We start from the raw sequence: 21,007 nt of genomic DNA, 5'->3' as shown, positions 1-21,007 counted from the left end.
GCTGTATTTGTGCACCCCAATCACATAGTTCACCTATGCTCAGGGGACTTTCTTACTTGCCGCCTACCTGCATCTTCAAGTTTTTTGGGTATAGATAACAAAGGCTTGGATTTATCCAAGCCTTTTTCGTTTGTTGCGTTTGCTTCACCTGAGGATCAAAAGTATCAGATTTCGATTAAAGATCTTCTAAATACTCATCTAGATAAGCTTCTTCGTCGTGATCAATTTCTTGCTGCTTACTCTCAATTTCAGCTTTGAAATCTTGATGCTGAATATACACTTCACGAGTAAGTGCATATGGATCGGGCGAGTTTTCAAGCATTGCTTCTTGTGTTACCAAAGAAGCACGAGTTTCCATGCCTTCAAATGCCCACTTTCCTAACCCTGCCCAGAAGTTCAGCAGTGACAGTGGTACGTACATGCCATCAGCGAAATCCGCAGTTTCACGCACAGTCCAAGGGCCATAACCCGGCACCATCACATAAGGTCCGTTACCCACTCCGTAATGACCCAGCGCATCGCCTAGCGCTTTCTCATTGTGATCAGTAATACCTGCGTCTGAAGCAATATCAATCAAACCAAGCAGACCGAACGTACTGTTGATCAAAAAACGATTGAAATGGTCAAACGCTTTACCACCATTGCCCATCACTAGATTGTTAACCATGCTAGCTGGCTCATCAAGGTTACTTAAAAAGTTTGAGATACCAAGACGAACAGGACGTGGCGTGTAACCAACATAGGCAAGAGAAACAGGGCGAACGACGTAGGGGTCGAGGTAGTCATAGTTAATCGCCCACATTGAACGGTTAAAACCTTCAAATGGGTCACTAACGTGTGATGCGTTAAGATCGCTGTCTAAGTCACTGTCTGGTGCACTGGCACAACCAGCAAGCAACAATGCAGATAGAAGCGATGTCCATACCTTTGGCTTAAGGCTCTTCATTATTCTTATTCCATGAAAAAGGCCGGTGAGTTTCCGGCCTTAGTTTACTGATATTTAGTGCTTATTAACACCAAATATTAATACTGTGTATCTACGATAACCTCTACCGCTTGCCCCATTTTAGCGGGGTGGCTCTCACCATACCAGTCGCCTTCTTTGGTCGCAACATTACCATCGTTATCTATACGAACACGCACTAAAAACTGTTCTAACTGTGATAATTTCTGCCCTTGTATCATGCTGTTACCATCATCAAGTACAATGGTACGTGGGAAAGATCCCAACGGATAACGCGCTGCAGCTACTGGCATTGGTGAGCCATCAGCACGATGAACAGAGACGATTAATGCAGCATTAGGGTTTGCCGATACCTGTGGCGCTAAATTGATCGCTACAGAAACCGATTTATTGCCTTCAGCGTTTGACCCCATTTGTTTCTGAGCATTTTCAATACTGCGCGACAGCATTTCATAACGCTCATCTTGTGGACCAATCATCTGTTGCATAATGCTCCAGTAACGCACAGCTGCTGCGAAGTCTTTACGCTCATAAGCATCAAAAGCTAACAAAGAGAATACACGCACATCCATATAGTTGCGTTGAACTAGCTTGCCCAGTGTTGCACGAGCCGTATCTTGGTCAACTTCGTCTTGAGACATCATCAACGATTGAGCATAGCCCAACATAATGTCTGGGTCGTCAGACTTAAGTCGATACGCTTTGTTCATTGCACCAATGGCGGTCTCAACATCGCGGTTTGCTAACGCTATTCGACCAAGTAACAACCAACCTGTTGCATCACTTGGTTCGTAATGAAGGCGAGTACGCAAAGCCAATGTTAGATCTTGCATCTCATCATCGCTTAAAGACGCACCTTCCGGAGACATCAGCTTCTTTGATAAAGCAGGTAAATTTGAGGTAACTTGTTGCCATTGCTGTACATCTTCCGCCGCACCAAATTTCGCATAAAGACCATAACTCAACCCAATGGTGAGTAACATTGAAGGGATAATCACTACCCACGGGTTAAGCTGTGTATTTTCAGAGGCTTGTTTTTCCGTAGGGATGTCATCCAACAGTGATTGTTTAAGATCATCAATCAACTCTTGCTGATCTGCCACTAAACCTTCTTCCGTTTCTTCTTCAAGTTCAGAAATGCGATCTTTATAGAGTGCTTTGTTTAACTCGTCACGCAGTGCTTCATCTATGTTATCTTTTTTCTGAATAAAAGGCAGAGCAACCAGTACACAACTGAGAGCAATAAGAACGATAGAAGAAATCCAAAATAGAGTCATTACTGCTTATCTCCGTTGTTTTCTTCATCCAACAGCGCTTTTAGACGCTGTTCTTTGTTTTGATCCCATTTTTCATCTGTTGCCACTTTTTTGGTTTTACGACTGCGCATAATAATGATGCCAAAGCCAAATAAAACCACTGCTAACGGACCCAACCATAAGATTGAAGTTGCGACAGTAAAAGGTGGATTGTAAGTAACGAAATTTCCGTAACGGGCAATCATGTAATCGACGATCTCGTCTTTCGATTTGCCTTGTTTAGTCATCTCATACACTTTGTGGCGTAAATCTTGAGCCAATTCAGCATTGGAGTCTGCGATAGTATTGTTTTGACATTTGGGACAGCGCAATGTATTACCAAGCTCTTTAAACTGCTGCTCTTGCTGCAGGTTTTCAAACTCATACACTTCAATTGTTGCTTGTGCCGCCATTGAAAATGTTGCGGCTACGAAGAACGCAATAAACCATTTCTTCATTATTTTGCCTCCGCTACCAATTGCTGATACATAGGCTCGAGTTTTTCTTTCCAGTTACGCGGATTGACATCACCAACATGACGGTAACGAATGATACCATTGGCATCAATGAGGAAAGTTTCAGGAGCACCGTAAACACCAAGATCGAGACCTAACATACCATTACCGTCAAACAAACTGATCAAGTAAGGGTTGCCTAGATCGTTTAACCACCCAACCGCTTTGTCACGCTCATCCTTATAGTTAAGACCAATAATCTTTACCCCTTCACCAGCCAAGGTATTTAAATATTGGTGTTCTGCATAACAAGTAGGGCACCAAGTTGCCCACACGTTTAGCAGCAAAGGCTCGCCTTTAAAAATAGCTTGGTCGTACAACTTACCCGGTTCCGCCAAATCTTCTAGACGGAACTCTGGCACTGTTTTACCAATCAATACTGACTCTAACTTGGTTGGGTCGTCACCTTCTGCGTTGCGTACCAATTGAGTCGTAAATACTGCCGCCAATGCTAAAAATACAACCAGCGGGATAAATAAAAGTTTCTTGTTCATTTATGCCTCCTGCTTGTTGGCATTTTTTCTAAAGCGGTAACGTCTATCGCTGATCGCGATGGCACCGCCCAATGACATAATAATAGAACCTGCCCAAATCCAGTTTACAAATGGTTTGTAGTAAATACGTATCGCCCATGACTTATTATCATCAAGGCGATCACCCATCGCAATGTAAAGATCACGCGTTAAGCTACGATCAATGGCCGCTTCGGTCATCATAGAGCGAGCTGTGCGGTAGAAGCGTTTCTCTGCATGTAGCGTATTTATGTACTTACCATCTAAAGTAATCTCGAAATCAGCGATGTAACCATCGTAGTTCGGACCATCTTTGTCACGCAAAGCTGAAAAGTAGAAATTGTACTCATCAAGTTGGAAGTTCTCACCCGGCGCTAAACGAACGTCACGTTCAACACTGTGTGTTTGCACCATCGCAATACCAATAATTGATACAGCAAGACCGATGTGACCAAGCATCATTGCCCAATGGCTGCGCTGCAACTTACCAACACCAGTAAGGAAACTATGGCGGTGAGTGGCGCGCTGATAAAGCTCGAAACAGTGCATAACCACAATCCACATCGCCATCAGCCAACCTAGATAGGTCATAAAGACGAAATAGTCCGAGTATATCCAGTTAAATAAGCCAGCGAGAACAGCTGAAACAACCGCTGAGACTGCCATTGGTTTAGCAAGGCTTGATAGGTTGTCACGTTTCCAACGAATTAGAGGACCAATACCCAAAACAAATGCGAATGGGATCATCAACCATGCAAACAACATATCAAAGAATGGCGCACCGATAGAAACCGAGCCCAACCCAAGCTGTTTATGTACAAGGGGTAGCAATGTACCCACTAACACCACAACTAAAGCTGCCATAAGCAATATGTTATTAGTCAGTAATGCGTTCTCACGCGAGATTAAGTCAAAATTACCGCGAACACGAACTGCTGCGCCTTTTATTGCAAATAACAGGAGCGAGCCACCAATCACAAACACAAGGAAACCTAGAATAAACATGCCACGTGACGGATCAGACGCGAACGCGTGCACTGAAACTAGAATACCTGAGCGAACTAGGAAGGTGCCTAATAAGCTTAGTGAGAATGCAGAGATCGCCAGCAAAACCGTCCAAGCTTTGAACGTGCCACGTTTTTCGGTGACAGCCAATGAGTGCATTAGAGCGGTACCCGCTAGCCAAGGCATGAATGACGCGTTTTCTACTGGATCCCAGAACCACCAGCCACCCCAGCCGAGTTCGTAATATGCCCACCAAGAGCCAAGTGCGATACCTAACGTAAGAAACAGCCATGCTGCAGTTGTCCAAGGACGAGACCAACGCGCCCAAGCGGTATCTAAACGACCAGTCATTAGCGATGCAATCGCAAATGAGAAAGCCACCGAAAAGCCCACGTAGCCCATATACAGCATTGGTGGGTGAATAATCAAACCCGGATCTTGCAGCAATGGGTTAAGGTCGCGTCCGTCAACAGGGAAGAATGGTAACGTACGTAAAAATGGGTTCGAAGTCAGAATAACGAACAGCAGGAAACCGACACTGATCATACCCATCACGGCGAGTACACGAGCAACCGATTCTTGCGGCATTCCACGGCTAAATGACGCTACAGCAACCGTCCAACCTGCTTGGATGAGAACCCAAAGTAACAATGAACCTTCGTGAGCACCCCAAACTGCGGTGAGTCGGTAGTACCAAGGTAACTGAGTGTTGGAGTTATTCGCTACGTAGCTGACCGTAAAGTCATTGGTATAAAACGCCCACAACAAAATACAAAATGAGAACGCCAGTAAAAGGAACATTGCCCATGAAAGAGGACGAGCAGTATTCATTAATACAGTATTATTTTTGGAAGCTCCTACCAAGGGCAAAACGCTGAGTAGCGCTGCCATCGCTAGCGATACGATCAGCGCAAAGTGGCCAATTTCAGCTATCATTGACTGCTTCCTTGTTTTTGTTGTTCAGAATAATCAAGTGGCGTATGGTTTTTTTCCATCGCTTCTGCAATCTCTGGTGGCATGTATTCTTCATCATGCTTTGCTAGCACTTCAAAAGCTTCCACTGTTGTTGCATCCACCAATACGCCTTGTGCCACAATGCCCTGCCCCTCACGGAAAAGATCGGGCAAAATGCCATCGTACAAAATGGTCACTTTCGGTCCTACATCATGCAGCTTAAATGTCACTCTCAGTGATTCAGAATCACGTTTTACCGAGTCTTCCACAACCATTCCGCCAATACGTAAGCGTTGCCCAACGTACGGTTTAGAACCATCAGGTTTTCCTAATACTAGCTCGGTAGGGGTGTAGAACAAGTCCATATTCTGTCCTAATGCATAAATCATTAGACCGATGGTAGAGCCAATACCAAGAACTATGGCTAGAACAATAGCGAGCCTCTTTTTACGTCTTGGGTTCATAGAATGTTCTCCAAATTCTTAGCGGCATCAATACGAGCTTGACGAGCCACTTTATCCTGAACTTCATTAAGTAGAGATGAATGACGGCGGACACTAGTAATTAGCAACGCAATCATCGCGAAAAAAGTGATACCAAATGCTCCCCATACGTAAGCGGCGTAGCCACCCATAGCAAAGAAATCGCTCAAAGAATCAAAATGCATGGTTAGTTACCTCTCTGAGTAAGACGAGTTGACATTTCAATCACCCAAGGTCGATGGCTTTCCTTGCTAATGATTTCATTACGTAAGCGGATCAACGTTAGTGCACCAAAGAAGAATGCAAAACCAAAAATGTTTAATAGCAGTGGCCATAGCATGTCGTTTGAAATTGAAGGCTGGTCAAACTTGGTAATCGTTGCACCTTGGTGCAGGGTATTCCACCATTCGACCGAGAAATGAATAATCGGTAAGTTAATCACACCCACCATCGCCAAAATACCTGCAGCTTTCGCCGCTGTTTTTTGATCATCAAATGCGTGATAAAGGGCGATAACACCTAAGTACAAAAATAGCAGGATCAGCTCTGATGTTAAGCGAGCATCCCATACCCACCAAGCACCCCACATAGGTTTACCCCAAACCGCACCAGTCAAAAGGGCAATAAAGGTAAATACCGCACCAATCGGCGCCATAGCTAGAGCCGCCATATTCGATATACGAATTTGCCATACCAAACCGATAAAGGCGGCAATAGCCATCGACATGTATACACCCATTGACCAAATAGCAGAAGGTACATGGATGTATATAATCCTGAAACTATCACCTTGTTGATAATCTGAAGGCGCAAATGCTAACCCCCAAACGGTACCTACCGATAGGCAGGCAAAGGCTAGAATAGAAAACCAGGGTAACAACTTGCCACATAGGCGATAAGCTGAATCAGGTTTTGCATATGGATGGAGCCATTTCCACATTGTCGGTCTCACTCTTCACTTCATTTTATTATGTTATCGAGTAGTCAAACTCTCGATTTTAATAGCGTGTAATTTATAATCTGGGAAATTTTCGTGCTTGATCGAAAACAACTAATTAACACTTACTCGCAATGCGGCACTAATCGCGAATGGCGTTAAAGTTAGTGCCCCCATAAACATTGCGCCTAATATGGCTAGTTGTCCGTTGTACGCCATACCAAGTGATGCAGCATCAATCGCAGACGTAGCAAATATCAAAATCGGGATATAAAGCGGCAAGATAAGCAAACTAAGCAAAACGCCACCTTTTTGCAATCCTACCGTCAGCGCAACGCCAATTGCGCCGATAAAACTCAATGTAGGTGTACCCACTAATAAGGTTAAAACAACCGCCAGCCATGTATCAAAATCAAGCGATAGCAACACCGCGAGCAGTGGACTAATGACAATCAACGGCAAACCAGTTAATAACCAATGAGCAATCACCTTTGACATCACTACCAAAGGCAAAGGAATAGGCAACAGCATCATCTGTTCTAATGCGCCGTCTTGGTAGTCATCACGAAAAAGTCTCTCTAAAGAGAGTAGCGCAGATAACAATGCTGCAACCCAAACAATCCCCGCAGCAATACGTGCAAGTAGATTTGGCTCAGGTCCAATACTAAGAGGGAAAAGGGTAATGACTATGATAAAAAACCAAAGTGGATTAAAAATATCTGCTTGTCGACGATAAGCAATCAACAATTCTCGGTGGATGATGTTATTCATTAGGGCAAGCACTGTTAACCACCTAGTTTTATTTTTCGTAATTTAGGATTATCAGCAAACATGTCTTGGTGCGTCGTTAACACGACAATACCACCCTGCTCTGCGTGATTTAGAAACAGAGCTTCTAAGACTTTTACACCCTGTTTATCAATTGCGGTCAAAGGCTCGTCAAGTATCCATAATTTGTGGTTACTTAACCAAAGACGAGCTAAAGCAACACGACGTTGCTGCCCCGCAGATAACTGAGCGACAGGTACATCTTCTCTACCTGCCAAACCAACTTTGACTAACGCTTGATAAATGGTTGCCCTATCGGCAGGTTGGTTTGTATGAACCGAAATATAAAAGCGCAGATTTTCATACGCGGTTAACTCTCGCTTGACCCCTGTTTGGTGACCTAAAAACAACAGATCTTGATGATAGCTATCACGATTCGATTCAATACTCTCATCGTTCCAGAAAATCTCACCATCATCACGGTCACCTAAGCCTGCTACAATACGCAACAGAGTTGTTTTACCGGTACCATTGCGACCTTCAATTTGCACCAAATCTCCACTGCCTATGCTAAAAGACAGGGATTCGAACAAAATTCTTTCATCACGAATTGCGGTTAATTGTTTTACTTCTAGCATTGGCGACCACTATAAAAACGTAGACGTTTATATTACCACAGCCGTTTTTCTACAACATAGTGAATGCGCTTTACGAGTCACGAAACTACGTAAGAAGTTGTTAATAATTCATCACAGTGTGCATTAATTAACACCAAACATTCACAACTGGAAATAATTACTTATAAATTAGGCTTCCAACAATAAAAAAGGATGCATATAGCATCCTTTTTTAATTATTTATGAATATTGCGCCGAGGCTTAAATGACTGGTCAGGCATACCTTCTAGAGGTGGGATCTTTTCGCGACCCGCCAACTTATTTTGTAATGAAAGCATAAGTTCAGCTTCTGCTTTTGGCAGTTCACACTCTTCGATTAGCTCATTTAAATCTGCGCCTAACTGGACCATCTTCGTCGCTCTAGAATAAAGCCGCCCATCACCATCCGCTTGTTCCAGATCTTTAATCCTTCCAACAAGATGTTGAATGATGTCTTCTTGCTCACTCACCTTTTGACCGAGACCCACAACCACTGAACGTACTTCTAGAAGTTGTTTATTGGCTTTTTGAAGTTCTCGTTCCAAATGGCGATGCTGCTGCCGAGAATTCTCAGCGGCCTGACGTTGTGTTCGCTTGGAGCGTAACACGACCAATAAGAACACAAGTGATATAAACGCAACTGCCCCTGCGACTGCAGGAGCATCAGTGATCCAGCTAATATCCATTATAGATGAGCCATCTCATCCCATTCGTCATCTGAAAGAAGTTTATTAAGATCAACCAAGATCAGAAGCTTACCTTCGCGGTTACTTACACCTTGGATAAACTTAGCACTTTCATCTGTCCCAACACTTGGTGTGGTATCAATTTCAGATGAACGTAGGTAAACCACTTCAGCTACGCTATCCACTAAGATACCAATAACTTGATGCTCTGACTCAATGACAATAATACGCGTGTTATCTGTGATCTCGCCTTCCATCAAACCAAAGCGTGAACGAGTATCAATCACTGTCACTACGTTACCACGAAGGTTAATGATGCCTAGAACGTAGTCAGGAGCACCTGGAACAGGCGCTATTTCCGTATAGCGAAGTACTTCGCGAACTTGCATTACATTAATGCCGTACGTTTCTTCTTCTAACTGGAACGTCACCCACTGAAGGACTTCGTCATTTGACTGTTCTTTTCTCATTTCTACTTCGCTAGTATGAGACATACCTTATCCTCTCTAAGCCTTTTAGGGCACATTACTATTTATCTAATGCTTTTACATCAAGTCCAGCATTTAGCATAGCGATCAATGCTTCAACATGGATCAAAGCGCACATTTTTTCTTTAACCATACCAGCTAGCCATGGTCTTTTGCCCGCCATTTCACGCCAGCGAACTTTTTCTGTGTTAAGTAGCTCTGTTCCCATTAATTGAGTAGAGGCTAGTCCCCACAGACTTCCACCAAGCATCACAACATGCTGATATTGTTCTCGATAACTATCATCTGTTAGCTTCTCTGCCATGACCCACTTTGCGGTATCAACAACATCAAGCTGTAACTCTCTGCTTGTTTGCAGACCTAAATACCATTCTGGTCGACCGATTAAATGATTAAGCTCTGCCAACCTATGAATTCCTCCCAGTTCATCAAGAGGAACTGCGAACGTGACACCATTAACATCAAAATAGAGAACCTGAAAATCCTGCTCACGTTTAGTGCTAGTCCAATCTTTGACAAAACTTGCCCCAGACTGAGTTTCAAGCTCTACTTGAGGCGCTAGCTCAGCAGCTTGTTCAACTGCTGCCTCTTCCACTGTTTCAGTCTCGACAATAGTCTCGACCTCAACGACTGGCTCTACCGCGCTTTCAATACTCTCTGGTGTTACATAAGGATCTAAATCCCACTCTTGAATCTCTTCTTCTTGTTGAAGAGTCGATACAGCTTGGGCTATTTCTAGCGTGTTTTGATCCATCACGCTAGCAAGTTGCAAATCTTCTACTGAGTTTGACGCTTCAAGTTGCTTAAGCAACCTTTCGACATCTTCCAAATTCGGAACTTCAATTTCAGCAGTTGTGGCGTGGAAAAAGCTCTTCGGCTCTAACGACTGCACCTTAGGCTCAAATTGATAGTAATCTAAAACTTCTGGCTCTGGCTCTGGCTCTGGCTCTGGCTCTGGCTCTGGCTCTGGCTCTGGCTCTGGCTCTGGCTCTGCAAAGATTGTTTCATCTACATCTTGGGTAACAAGCGCCTGCAACTCTTCATCCTCACTTAATAGTGAGGTAAAGTAGTTGTCTAAAGCTTGTTCGCTAGAGAGTAGCGTGTCTTCACTCATTAATCGCTAACCTCTCTAGATGAAGTAGCAACTGTTTATAAGCAAATACACCTCGGCTACCTGAGGCAAAATGCGACACTGGTAAATGTTTTAAGCTCGCGTCTCTAAATTTGGTATCGATCGGTACCGCTGACGACCAAACTTGGCTTGGATAATCTTTCTTAAGTTGCTGTAATGTCTGCAACGATGCACGAGTTCGTTTGTCATACATCGTTGGCACAATAGTGACTTTAAATGGCTTACTACGTGACTTTTGCATGATCGCTAGCGTGCGAACCATCCGTTCCAAGCCTTTCATCGCCAGAAATTCAGTTTGGACAGGAATAAGAATTCGGTGACTTGCAGCCAATGCATTAACCATCATCACACCCAAAATAGGCGGACAATCAATCAACACATAGTCATAACGGTCTTTAATTGCCATCAAAGCTCGCTTCAATATCAGCCCCATCCCGCTTCGATTACCCATAACACGATCTAGCGTCGCCAAAGACATATGCGCCGGAATAATGTCGATTCCCGGGATATCACTGTCCATCACTAGCGGCATAACTGTTTTTTCTGTGAACTCTTGGACCTGAAACAGATCAAACAAGCTTGATGGCACGTGGTCTGAGTCAAAGCCCAAATACGTTGTAAGAGAGCCATGAGGATCGGTATCGACCAACAAAACTTTCTTTCCTTGCTTGCTAAGCAAACCCGCTAAAGTGATGGTGGTTGTCGTTTTACCAACACCGCCTTTTTGGTTTGCAATACTCCAAACGATCATAGCCTCACCTCTACGCTAGGCCTACTTCGACCAACATACGTTCAGCAATACGTTCTAGAGGTAGATCTTCTGTTGAAATACCCTCTTTTGCCACTGCTTGAGGCATGCCGTATACAACACAGCTTTCTTCGTCTTGTGCCCAAATCGTTGCACCCGCATTTTTTAGCATGCGCGCACCTTCACGACCGTCAGCTCCCATTCCGGTTAACACCATAGATAGGACTTTGTCAGCATAGACTTTCGCCGCACTACCGAAAGATACATCCACACAAGGTTTGTAATTCATTCGGTCACCACCGTCGATGATGCGCAATTTCGCATTCCCGGCACGCCCTTCAACCATCATTTGCTTACCACCTGGGGCTAAGTATGCAACACCCGGTTTTAAAACATCACCGTCAGCCGCTTCTTTCACTTGGATCTTACACAGCGAGTTCAGACGACTTGCGAATGCTGCGGTAAATGTTGCCGGCATATGTTGAATAAGCAAAATCGGGTGAGGATAGTGAGCTGGTAATTTGGTCAATATTTTTTGTAGTGCGACCGGTCCACCGGTTGAGGTGCCAATAGCAGTTAATTGATACTTTTTACCACTTGCTTTAAAGCGTGTCGTTGCCGCTGGCGCTCGCGCAACAGGAACTGCTGCGGGGCGTGACAATGCTGAAACTGTAGAACGTGCCGCCGTGCGATCTAACGGCGCCGCAGTCGGAGCCACTCTAGGCGCAACAGGACGACGTAAAAAACTACGACGTGACGCGATTTGTATTACTCGTTGTTGCAATAGACTTACGGCTTCATCGCGATTACGGGCGATATCTTCAAATTTTTTCGGTAAAAAATCTAACGCGCCTGCATCTAGCGCGTCTAAAGTCGCTTTAGCACCATCGTGAGTCAACGAAGAAAACATTAAAATCGGAATTGGATTCGATGCCATAATTTCACGAACGGCAGTAATACCATCCATAACTGGCATTTCAATATCCATAGTGATCACGTCAGGCTTAATTTTCAGCGCTTTTTCTACGGCTTCTTTGCCGTTGGTCGCGATATCAATCACCTCTAGTCGAGTGTCCGAATTAATAATCTCGCTAACTCGACGACGGAAAAAGCTTGAATCGTCAACTACTAAAACTCGTATTGCCATGATATCCCTTTTTAATACTTAACGATCTAGATTCGTGATGCAGCTGCGTAGCGTTTTAACAGGTTTTGTACATCCAAGATCAAGGCGATGTGCCCATCACTTGTAATGGTCGCACCTGCCATACCCGGTGTACCTTGCAATAAGTTATCTAGTGGTTTGATCACTACTTCTTCTTGCCCGATTAAGGTATCAACAACAAAACCTACGCGTTGGCTTCCCAACTGTACTATCACGACGTGACCATGCCCTTTACGTTGCTCCACCGTTGAAGAGCGTGGCGACAACCAGTTCTGTAGGTAGAACAATGGGATAGACTTTTCACGTACAATAATCGTTAACTGACCATCAACCACATTAGTGCGGCTTAGGTCTAAGTGGAATATCTCGTTCACACTCGCTAAAGGTAATGCAAATGGGTTGCCACCAACACCAACCATTAAGGTTGGCAAGATTGCGAGAGTCAATGGCACTTTGATTGAGATTTGCGTACCCTTGCCCATCTCTGAATCAATATCAATCGAGCCGTTTAGGGTATTTATCGCCGTTTTAACAACGTCCATACCAACACCGCGACCAGAAATGTCTGAGATTTTCTCTTTGCTTGAGAAACCAGGCATAAAGATTAGATTGAAGCACTCTTTGTTAGTTAAACGAGAAGCTGCATCTTCATCCATCATGCCGCGTTTCACAGCGATACCGCGCAGAACGTCAGGATCCATACCGCCGCCATCATCAACAATGGCTAGTTGGATATGGTCACCTTCTTGCGCCGCCGATAAGATTACTTTACCAGTACGAGATTTACCTGCTTTCACACGATCTTCCGGCATTTCGATACCATGATCAACCGAGTTACGAACCAAGTGAATTAGTGGGTCAGCCAACGCTTCTACCAAGTTCTTATCTAAATCCGTATCTTCACCACGCATTTCAAGCGTGATGTCTTTATTCAGGGTTCTCGCAAGATCACGTACCACACGAGGAAAACGACCAAATACCTTTTTGATTGGCTGCATGCGCGTTTTCATTACTGCGCCTTGCAGATCAGCAGTAACAACATCAAGATTCGAAACCGCTTTCGACATTTCTTCGTCGCTGCTATTTAATCCAAGGCTTAACAAACGGTTGCGAACCAATACCAACTCACCCACCATGTTCATGATGATATCAAGAGTTGATGTGTCAACACGTACCGTTGCTTCTACTTGTGGTTTCTTAGCTGGTGGCGCAGCGTCTTTCTTGGCTGGAACATTGGCTTCTGTTTTTACTACTGGCGCAGAAACAGGTGCTGGCGCAGGCGTTGCAACAGCAACTGGAGCAACAACAGGATCCAACTGAGGAGCCACATTCGACACCGCTGGCTTAGTTGCAGCTTCTAGCTCTTCAAGCGTTGGACCTTTGCCTTGACCATGTAGTTGATCGAGTAATTTTTCGAACTCATCATCTGACATTAAATCTTCATCAATGGAAGCGGCTGGTGTTGGTGCCGCTGGCGCTACCGGCACTGCCTCTTCTTTGTTTGCTGGACCTTGTCCGACACCGTGAAGTTCATCAAGAAGCTTCTCAAACTCATCATCAGTAATATCGCCAGTCTCGCTAACAGACTGTGGCGCTGGTGCTGTCGGAGTTACTACTGGTGCAACTGGTGTTGTATGAGCATTTGGAGCCGTACCTACACCATGCAATTCATCGAGTAATTTTTCGAATTCATCTTGGGTAATTTCATCAATAGAACCCACATCCACTTGAGCGCTCGGTGCTGCAACCGCTGGCGTTTCAACAATAACTGCTGGCTCTTCAATAATAACTGCTGGCTCTTCAATAATAATTTCAGGTTCAACTGGAGCTACGGCTACTTCGTCTTCTGAAGCAGGTTTGCTTAGACGATGAAGTTCATCTAGAAGTGACTGATCCGCGGCTTCCATCTGCTCAAGATCTTGTACTGCTTTGAACTGCGCATTCACGGTATCAAGTGCTTTAAGCATTGTATCCATAAGACTTGCAGTTACTTCACGCTGTCCGTTTCGAAGAATATCAAACACATTCTCCGCACCATGACAAGTATCAACAAGTTCGGTAAGGCTTAAGAAGCCGCCTCCGCCCTTAACCGTGTGAAAACCACGGAAGATAGCGTTGAGCAAATCCTTGTCATTCGGGTTATTTTCCAGTTCTACTAACTGTTCAGAAAGTAGCTCTAAGATTTCCCCCGCCTCAACTAAAAAGTCCTGAAGAATATCTTCGTCTAAATCGTAGCTCATAAGTTAACCTCTAAAACCCAAGACTGGAGAGTAAGTCGTCTACTTCGTCTTGCGATGAAACCGCATCATCCCTTTGAAGGGGATTGATAATCGGTCCTTCCGCTTCGGTTGATGCTTTATTCTTGTTATTGGATAAGTCTTCTTCCAACTGATTTTGACCAAAAACTGTAAGTATATCAACGAGTCGCATTTCAACTTCGTTAACTAGCTCAATCACTCGACCAATTATTTGCCCAGTTAGGTCTTGGAAGCCTTGCGCCATTAAGATATCTGTCAGTAAGCTACGTAACTCGCTACTGTTACCTTCAACACTGCCTAATAGGTCGTCGATACGGTGACAAAGCGCTTTAAACTCACTCAGGTCTATCTTGCCATGCATCAACTGATTCCATTGTGGTCTGACTTGAAGTAAACCATCATGTAAGTTATCTGCTATTGGCATGCAGCGGTCAACTGCATCCATTGTTTGATTCGCTGCGACTTCAGTCTTTTCAATAACGTATTGAAGGCGATCCCGTGCATCCGGGATTTCGTCATTGGCAAGCTGTGAAATTCGCTCATCAAGATGAAACTGTTTAATCGATTCATGCAAATCGCGAGTCAGCGCACCTATCTCTTGCAGCATAGGTTCGCTTGGTATGTCGTAAATGCCTTTAACGAGGTCATCCGCGTCTTGTTGCTTACCACATTCCAAAAGCTCAACGAGTTGTTTTGCCTGTTCTAATGAAATCATTCCTATATGGCCTTTTTCGCCCAAAACAACATAGTCGACTACTTGACTATAAACGCTCGAAGATTTTATCTAACTTCTCTTTTAGCGTTGCCGCAGTAAATGGTTTTACGATATAGCCATTTACGCCAGCTTGAGCTGCCTCAATGATTTGTTCACGCTTTGCTTCAGCCGTGATCATAAGTACAGGTAGATGCTTCAGCTCTTGGTCGGCACGGATATGCTTAAGCAAGTCGATACCTTGCATACCGGGCATGTTCCAGTCTGTAACAACGAAATCAAAATCGCCCTTCTTGAGCATAGGCAATGCAGTTAAACCATCATCCGCTTCTTGGGTGTTATTAAAACCCAAATCACGAAGTAGGTTTTTAACGATACGGCGCATTGTTGAAAAGTCATCAACAATCAAGATTTTCATGTTTTTATTCAAAATTGCCTCCACTGATTATGATGTCAGTGATTTTTAGTCATTGTTTGTCCACGCACTTAATTTTGTGCGCAGGCGTTGCATTGATTGGCTTAGTATTTGGCTAACGCGTGATTCGCTAACTCCAATGACTTCACCGATTTCTTTCAAATTCAACTCTTCATCGTAATAAAGAGATAGAACTAAAGCTTCTCGCTCAGGTAATGATTTTATCGATTCTACCAGAGCATTCCTAAAGTATTCATCAGCAACACCTTGAAAAGGTGCATTTTCTTCATCAGTGCCACCAGAAGTTATTACATCTTCCGATACACCTAAGTCTTCAATCCCTACCAAACGAGAGCAGTTGATATCAGTCAGAACCGTATGGTACTGAGACAAGGACATACCCACATAATTCGCCACTTCAGCATCTGTAGGGTCTCGTTTAAATTGCCCTTCCAAAATCGCGATAGCCTGATTAATTTCACGGCTGTGTTTATGTACCGAACGCGGTACCCAGTCTCCACGACGAATGTCATCAAGCATAGCTCCACGGATACGTATTCCAGCATAGGTCTCAAAACTCGCCCCTTTGCTGCCATCGTAATTTTTCTGCGCTTCAAGAAGACCAATCATTCCCGCTTGGATAAGATCTTCAACCTGAACACTCGGAGGCAAACGGCCAAGCAAGTGATGAGCAATACGCTTCACAAGTACAGAGTACTTCTCTAGGAATACTCTTTGACTGTTATGATTTCCGTGTTGGTCATAGGTCAACGCCTTATTCACCAAATGGTTCCTCTAATGGTGTTGGTCGATTTAGTAAACGTTCGACGAAAAATTCCAGATGCCCACTTGGCGCTTTCGGTATTGGCCAAGTAATGGCTTTATTTGCTAACGATCCTATCGCTAATGCGGCAGGTGAGCGTGGAAATGCATCCACCACAATTTTTTGTCGTTTCACAGCTTGGCGAACTTTATCATCTAGTGGGATACATGCGACTAGTTCAAGGCTCACATTCAAGAATCTCTCTGTGACTAAGGTCAACTTTGCAAACAATTCTCGTCCTTCACGGTAACTTCTGACCATATTTGCAACGATTTTGAAGCGCTGAACTTGATGTTCTTTACTCAGCAGTTTGATGAGAGCGTAAGCATCAGTGATAGAAGTTGGTTCATCACAGACGACCACAACCACATCTTGTGCCGCTCGTGAAAAACTTATCACCATGTCTGAGATACCAGCTGCCGTATCAATAAGTAGCACGTCCATCTCGTCTTCTAGGCTACCAAACGCACGAATCAGTCCCACATGTTGTGCGTGGGATAACTCAGTCATCGACTGGGTGCCTGAAGTCGCTGGAATAATCCTAATACCGTGTGGACCTTCAACAATCGCATCGACTAGATCACATTCACCTGCCAACACATGTCCCAGGTTACGTTTTGGTCGAATGCCAAGCATGATATCGACATTAGCCAAACCCAAATCGGCATCCAAAACCATGACTTTCTTGCCTTGCCGAGCCATGCATATTGCAAGCCCGAGTGTGACATTAGATTTACCCACACCACCTTTACCGCCAGTTACAGAAATAACTTTAGTTAGTGATGGCTGGGTTAAACGCCTTAATCCGCTAGCTTGGTCTTGTATCATATTCTCTGTCATCATCGCCGCCTAGAACCTCTCTGCTTCACTATTCCAATAGTGCGGTTCATCGTCCGCCGATTTCTCAAGTAAATCATTCGCTTTAGCCACCATATATTTAGGCTGAGCAATGACGATATCTTCGGGTACGCGCTGTCCATTCGCGATATAAGCCACTGGCAGTGCATTTTGCACTACAACGCTAACAAACTCTCCTAAGCTAAGTGACTCATCAAGTTTTGTCATGATACAGCCCGAAAGAGGAATGCGTTTAAAATGGTCAATGGTTTCTTGTAACACTTTACGCTGTGCTGTTGCTGGTAATACAAGGTAACTGTGAATCATTTCTCCACTCTCTTGCATTAACGTATCAAGCTGTTCTGAAAGGCGAACATCTCGCTGCCCCATGCCCGCAGTATCAACTAAAACAAGGCGGCGATGGCGTAATTGATATATTACATCGGCTAACTCGTTGGAATCTTTAGCAACTTTTACAGGACAACCCATAATTCTGCCATAAATAGCCAATTGTTCGTGTGCGCCGATGCGGTAAGTGTCTGTTGTTACTAAGGCGACGTTATCAGAACCAAACTCCATTGCAGCTCGCGCAGCCAACTTCGCTACCGTCGTTGTTTTACCTACACCAGTCGGTCCTAAGAGGGCGACAATACCGCCACGTTTTAAAATATCTTGTTTGGAGATAGGGATCTGATCTGCCACCAAGCCAAGCAATGCTTTCCATGCTTTCTTCGGCGGCGTATCTTCTGGAATATAGCAAGCCAGTTGATCAGCCAACTCTAACGATAGTCCCATTCTCTCAAGTCGCTTTATCAACATGGCTCGTAGCGGCTCGCGTCGCTCAACTTCTTGCCACATAAGACCGGAAACTTGATGTTCTAACAATCGACGAATAGAAGTCATCTCTTCGCGCATATCTGTTAATTCTTCCGGTGAGACAGCCTGATCTCGAGAGGTATTTGAATTTCCACGCTCATAGCGCGATGGGTCCAGTTGAGGCTTCGGTCTCTCTATACGTCTATCTTCTGCAATAAGACGCGCTAGAGGTGAATCTTCCTTCAGTTTGACATCATGCCCTTGCGTACGATGCGATGACTGACGTTTTAACAAAGCCGTTAGTGAGTCTTCACCTGGTGTTTCTTCAGACTCATCGTAACCAGGACGATTATTGCTGTACTGTTTCAACATGCTAGCAAATCGCTTGGTCATGGTATGACCGGTCTCCGCACTAGAGTTAAGGCTGACGCGGTCGTTATCCAAACTGCGGGATGCTGTATGTGCCGCCAAACTAGGAGACACTTGTGATGGTGTCGTACGAGGTTGAGTATTGTAACTTCCATTAGCTTGCGCTGCGGATGAATCACCATCCACTGCCGCTACAATTTCTACACCACCAGCGACTTTTTTATTCGACATGATCACAGCGTCAGAACCTAGCTCTTCCTTCACTTGAAGCAGAGCTGTTCGCATGTCTTTAGCAAAAAATCGTTTAATTTTCAAAATCGATATCCGTTATTGGTTAGTAACAGGATTTAGTTACCCACCGCTTGCACAATTCGGATTTGTTTTTCATCCGGGATCTCTTGGTACGAGAGCACACGCAACGATGGGATCGTATTCTTTACAAATTTAGCGAGAGTTGAACGAAGCACGCCCGATGTCAGCAATACTGCTGCTTCACCTCTAAGCTCTTGCTCTTGAGTTGCTTGACTCAATGAAACCTGCAGACGCTCTGCTAGTCCTGGTTCAATTCCGGCTGACTCTCCCCCCGAAGCTTGCATAGTTTGATGCAAGATTTGTTCCAGCTCAGGAATGAGAGTAATAACTGGTAGCTCCGGCTCTATACCATTGATTTCTTGTACAATAAGTCGCTTAAGGGCTATTCGCACTGCCGCGGTCAAAATGTCAGGTTCTTGACTCTTTGATGAATATTCAGACAGGGTTTGAACAATTGTCCGTATATCTCGTATCGGTACACCTTCATTGAGTAGATTTTGCAACACTTTTACGACGATACCCAGCTGAAGCTGATCCGGAACAAAGCTCTCAACTAATTTTGGAGTACTACGCCCGAGCATTTCAAGCAAGTTCTGTACTTCTTCGTGGCCAATCAACTGCGAAGCGTTGTTAGTCAGTTGCTGGCTCAAGTGTGTCGCCAAAACTGTTGATGAATCAACCACGGTATAGCCTAATGCCTGAGCGTGTTCTCTTTGCTCTTCACGAATCCAGACCGCTTCAAGCCCAAAAGCTGGATCAATCGTCGGTTCACCTTCAATCACACCATATACCTGACCTGGATTAATAGCCAACTCTTGATCAGGGCGAATTTCAGCTTCGCCAACGGCAACGCCCATTAGTGTAATTCGGTAGCTATTGGGCGTAAGCTCGAGGTTGTCTCGAATATGAACAGCAGGGATCAAGAAGCCAAAATCTTGCGATAATTTCTTGCGTACCCCTTTCACACGCTCCAATAATTCACCACCTTGATCACGGTCAACCAGTGGGATCAAGCGGTAACCCACTTCTAAGCCAATGATATCGACCGGTTGAACATCTTCCCAAGAAAGCTCTTTCGGTGTCGAAGGCTCGGCAGATTGAGTGGCTGGAAGGTTGGTTTTTTGTTCTGTTTTCTTTTTCTGTTTGCGTTGAATCCAATAGGCGCCAGCACCAGCCATTGCAGCAAGAAACAAGAAGGAGAAATGAGGCATGCCCGGCACGATACCCATGATAAATAGGATACCGGCAGTGATCATCAATGCTTTTGGATTGTCGAATAGCTGAAAGACAAGTTGTTGCCCCATGTCTTCATCAGTATTCTGACGCGTTACCATCATAGCAGCGCCGATAGAGAGCAATAGCGATGGTATTTGTGCCACTAGACCATCACCAATTGTTAGTAGCGTGTAGATTTGCATCGCTTCGGAGAAGCCCAGACCGTACTGAGCCATGCCGATTGAAAGACCACCAATAATATTGATAAATAAAATCAATATACCGGCGATAGCATCACCTTTTACGAATTTGGATGCACCGTCCATTGAACCATAGAAGTCAGCTTCTTTGGTCACTTCTTGGCGACGAGTCCGAGCCTGATCTTGATCAATCAAACCGGCATTTAAATCCGCATCGATTGCCATCTGCTTACCAGGTAACGCATCTAACGTAAAGCGGGCACTTACTTCCGATATTCGCCCTGCACCTTTAGTTACAACCATGAAGTTAATGATCATAAGGATAAGGAACACAACTAAACCAACCGCGTAGTTACCACCAATTACAACATTACCAAACGCCTCAATCACGTTACCAGCTGCGCCTGGACCTTCATGACCATACAGTAACACCACTCGCGTAGAGGCAACGTTCAGTGCCAAACGAAGTAATGTAGCTATAAGCAGTACTGTGGGGAAAGCGGCGAAATCAAGCGGACGTCGAGTATAGACAGTCACCAACAACACCACCATGGATATAGCGATGTTAAAAGTAAAAAACAGATCGAGCAGAAAGGCTGGCATAGGCAGCACTATCATACCCAGCGTTGACAGCACCATTATAGGGGCGCCAATCGCAGGCATTGCTCGTTGAGGTAACGGAGGTAACTTATCCGTAAATGGTAGAGTAAACTTCATAAATCAGGGACTGATACAACTAAATT

At 44.5% G+C, this 21,007-nt stretch carries 22 protein-coding genes; all 22 read right to left on the bottom strand.

Translation table 11 applies throughout. The features are described 5' to 3' along the window. Positions 1-175 precede the first annotated feature (175 nt). Positions 176-946, bottom strand: a complete 771-nt coding sequence (locus tag L4C38_RS12950; RefSeq protein WP_428797977.1) for an MlaA family lipoprotein — start codon at positions 944-946, stop codon at positions 176-178. Between the two features lie 77 nt (positions 947-1,023). Continuing rightward, positions 1,024-2,241 (bottom strand): c-type cytochrome biogenesis protein CcmI, encoded by a 1,218-nt coding sequence (gene ccmI, locus L4C38_RS12945; protein ID WP_428797976.1) that lies wholly within the window; start codon positions 2,239-2,241, stop codon positions 1,024-1,026. Then, positions 2,241-2,717, bottom strand: a complete 477-nt coding sequence (locus L4C38_RS12940) for a cytochrome c-type biogenesis protein (RefSeq protein WP_428797975.1) — start codon at positions 2,715-2,717, stop codon at positions 2,241-2,243. Before L4C38_RS12940 ends, ccmI begins: the two co-directional genes overlap by 1 nt. Beyond that, a complete protein-coding gene (locus L4C38_RS12935) occupies positions 2,717-3,268 on the bottom strand; it encodes a DsbE family thiol:disulfide interchange protein (protein ID WP_428797974.1) in 552 nt (183 codons plus the stop codon). The genes L4C38_RS12940 and L4C38_RS12935 overlap by 1 nt, the downstream gene beginning before the upstream one ends. Beyond that, positions 3,269-5,227 (bottom strand): heme lyase CcmF/NrfE family subunit, encoded by a 1,959-nt coding sequence (locus tag L4C38_RS12930; RefSeq protein WP_428797973.1) that lies wholly within the window; start codon positions 5,225-5,227, stop codon positions 3,269-3,271. Beyond that, positions 5,224-5,709, bottom strand: coding sequence for a cytochrome c maturation protein CcmE (gene ccmE / locus L4C38_RS12925; RefSeq protein ID WP_428797972.1), 486 nt, complete (start codon positions 5,707-5,709; stop codon positions 5,224-5,226). Before ccmE ends, L4C38_RS12930 begins: the two co-directional genes overlap by 4 nt. After that, positions 5,706-5,912, bottom strand: coding sequence for a heme exporter protein CcmD (ccmD, locus tag L4C38_RS12920; RefSeq protein ID WP_428797971.1), 207 nt, complete (start codon positions 5,910-5,912; stop codon positions 5,706-5,708). Before ccmD ends, ccmE begins: the two co-directional genes overlap by 4 nt. A 2-nt stretch (positions 5,913-5,914) precedes the next feature. After that, positions 5,915-6,667: a heme ABC transporter permease gene (locus L4C38_RS12915; RefSeq protein ID WP_428797970.1), complete on the bottom strand. Its 753-nt coding sequence runs from the start codon at positions 6,665-6,667 to the stop codon at positions 5,915-5,917. 111 nt (positions 6,668-6,778) lie between these two features. Then, positions 6,779-7,435, bottom strand: coding sequence for a heme exporter protein CcmB (gene ccmB / locus L4C38_RS12910; RefSeq protein WP_428797969.1), 657 nt, complete (start codon positions 7,433-7,435; stop codon positions 6,779-6,781). Between the two features lie 14 nt (positions 7,436-7,449). Next, positions 7,450-8,070 (bottom strand): cytochrome c biogenesis heme-transporting ATPase CcmA, encoded by a 621-nt coding sequence (gene ccmA / locus L4C38_RS12905; protein ID WP_428797968.1) that lies wholly within the window; start codon positions 8,068-8,070, stop codon positions 7,450-7,452. 215 nt (positions 8,071-8,285) lie between these two features. Continuing rightward, positions 8,286-8,774: a DUF2802 domain-containing protein gene (locus L4C38_RS12900; protein ID WP_428797967.1), complete on the bottom strand. Its 489-nt coding sequence runs from the start codon at positions 8,772-8,774 to the stop codon at positions 8,286-8,288. Next, positions 8,774-9,268, bottom strand: coding sequence for a chemotaxis protein CheW (locus L4C38_RS12895; protein ID WP_182108428.1), 495 nt, complete (start codon positions 9,266-9,268; stop codon positions 8,774-8,776). The genes L4C38_RS12900 and L4C38_RS12895 overlap by 1 nt, the downstream gene beginning before the upstream one ends. Positions 9,269-9,302: 34 nt before the next feature. Next, positions 9,303-10,376, bottom strand: a complete 1,074-nt coding sequence (locus L4C38_RS12890) for a chemotaxis protein CheW (protein ID WP_428797966.1) — start codon at positions 10,374-10,376, stop codon at positions 9,303-9,305. Beyond that, positions 10,369-11,145, bottom strand: a complete 777-nt coding sequence (locus L4C38_RS12885) for a ParA family protein (RefSeq protein ID WP_428797965.1) — start codon at positions 11,143-11,145, stop codon at positions 10,369-10,371. Before L4C38_RS12885 ends, L4C38_RS12890 begins: the two co-directional genes overlap by 8 nt. A gap of 10 nt (positions 11,146-11,155) precedes the next feature. Next, positions 11,156-12,289, bottom strand: coding sequence for a protein-glutamate methylesterase/protein-glutamine glutaminase (locus L4C38_RS12880; protein WP_428797964.1), 1,134 nt, complete (start codon positions 12,287-12,289; stop codon positions 11,156-11,158). A gap of 26 nt (positions 12,290-12,315) precedes the next feature. Further along, positions 12,316-14,547 (bottom strand): chemotaxis protein CheA, encoded by a 2,232-nt coding sequence (locus L4C38_RS12875; protein WP_428797963.1) that lies wholly within the window; start codon positions 14,545-14,547, stop codon positions 12,316-12,318. 10 nt (positions 14,548-14,557) lie between these two features. Then, entirely contained in the window at positions 14,558-15,280 is a 723-nt protein-coding gene (locus L4C38_RS12870; RefSeq protein WP_428797962.1) for a protein phosphatase CheZ, read from the bottom strand. Between the two features lie 46 nt (positions 15,281-15,326). After that, positions 15,327-15,695, bottom strand: a complete 369-nt coding sequence (gene cheY / locus L4C38_RS12865) for a chemotaxis response regulator CheY (protein WP_075649797.1) — start codon at positions 15,693-15,695, stop codon at positions 15,327-15,329. Positions 15,696-15,740: 45 nt separating this feature from the next. Next, a complete protein-coding gene (locus L4C38_RS12860; RefSeq protein ID WP_428797961.1) occupies positions 15,741-16,475 on the bottom strand; it encodes an RNA polymerase sigma factor FliA in 735 nt (244 codons plus the stop codon). Continuing rightward, positions 16,468-17,355, bottom strand: coding sequence for a MinD/ParA family protein (locus tag L4C38_RS12855; RefSeq protein ID WP_428797960.1), 888 nt, complete (start codon positions 17,353-17,355; stop codon positions 16,468-16,470). Before L4C38_RS12855 ends, L4C38_RS12860 begins: the two co-directional genes overlap by 8 nt. Positions 17,356-17,364: 9 nt before the next feature. Beyond that, positions 17,365-18,852 carry a flagellar biosynthesis GTPase FlhF gene (flhF, locus tag L4C38_RS12850; protein WP_428797959.1) on the bottom strand — a complete coding sequence of 496 codons (1,488 nt, stop codon included), beginning with the start codon at positions 18,850-18,852 and terminating at the stop codon, positions 17,365-17,367. Positions 18,853-18,884: 32 nt separating this feature from the next. Further along, on the bottom strand, positions 18,885-20,981 hold the full coding sequence (gene flhA / locus L4C38_RS12845) for a flagellar biosynthesis protein FlhA (protein WP_428797958.1): 2,097 nt from the start codon (positions 20,979-20,981) through the stop codon (positions 18,885-18,887). Positions 20,982-21,007 lie beyond the last annotated feature (26 nt).

Origin of the sequence: Vibrio kasasachensis (genome assembly GCF_050337565.1) — a bacterium.
Lineage (GTDB): Bacteria > Pseudomonadota > Gammaproteobacteria > Enterobacterales > Vibrionaceae > Vibrio > Vibrio kasasachensis.
This window is presented reverse-complemented; position numbering and strand designations above follow the sequence as displayed.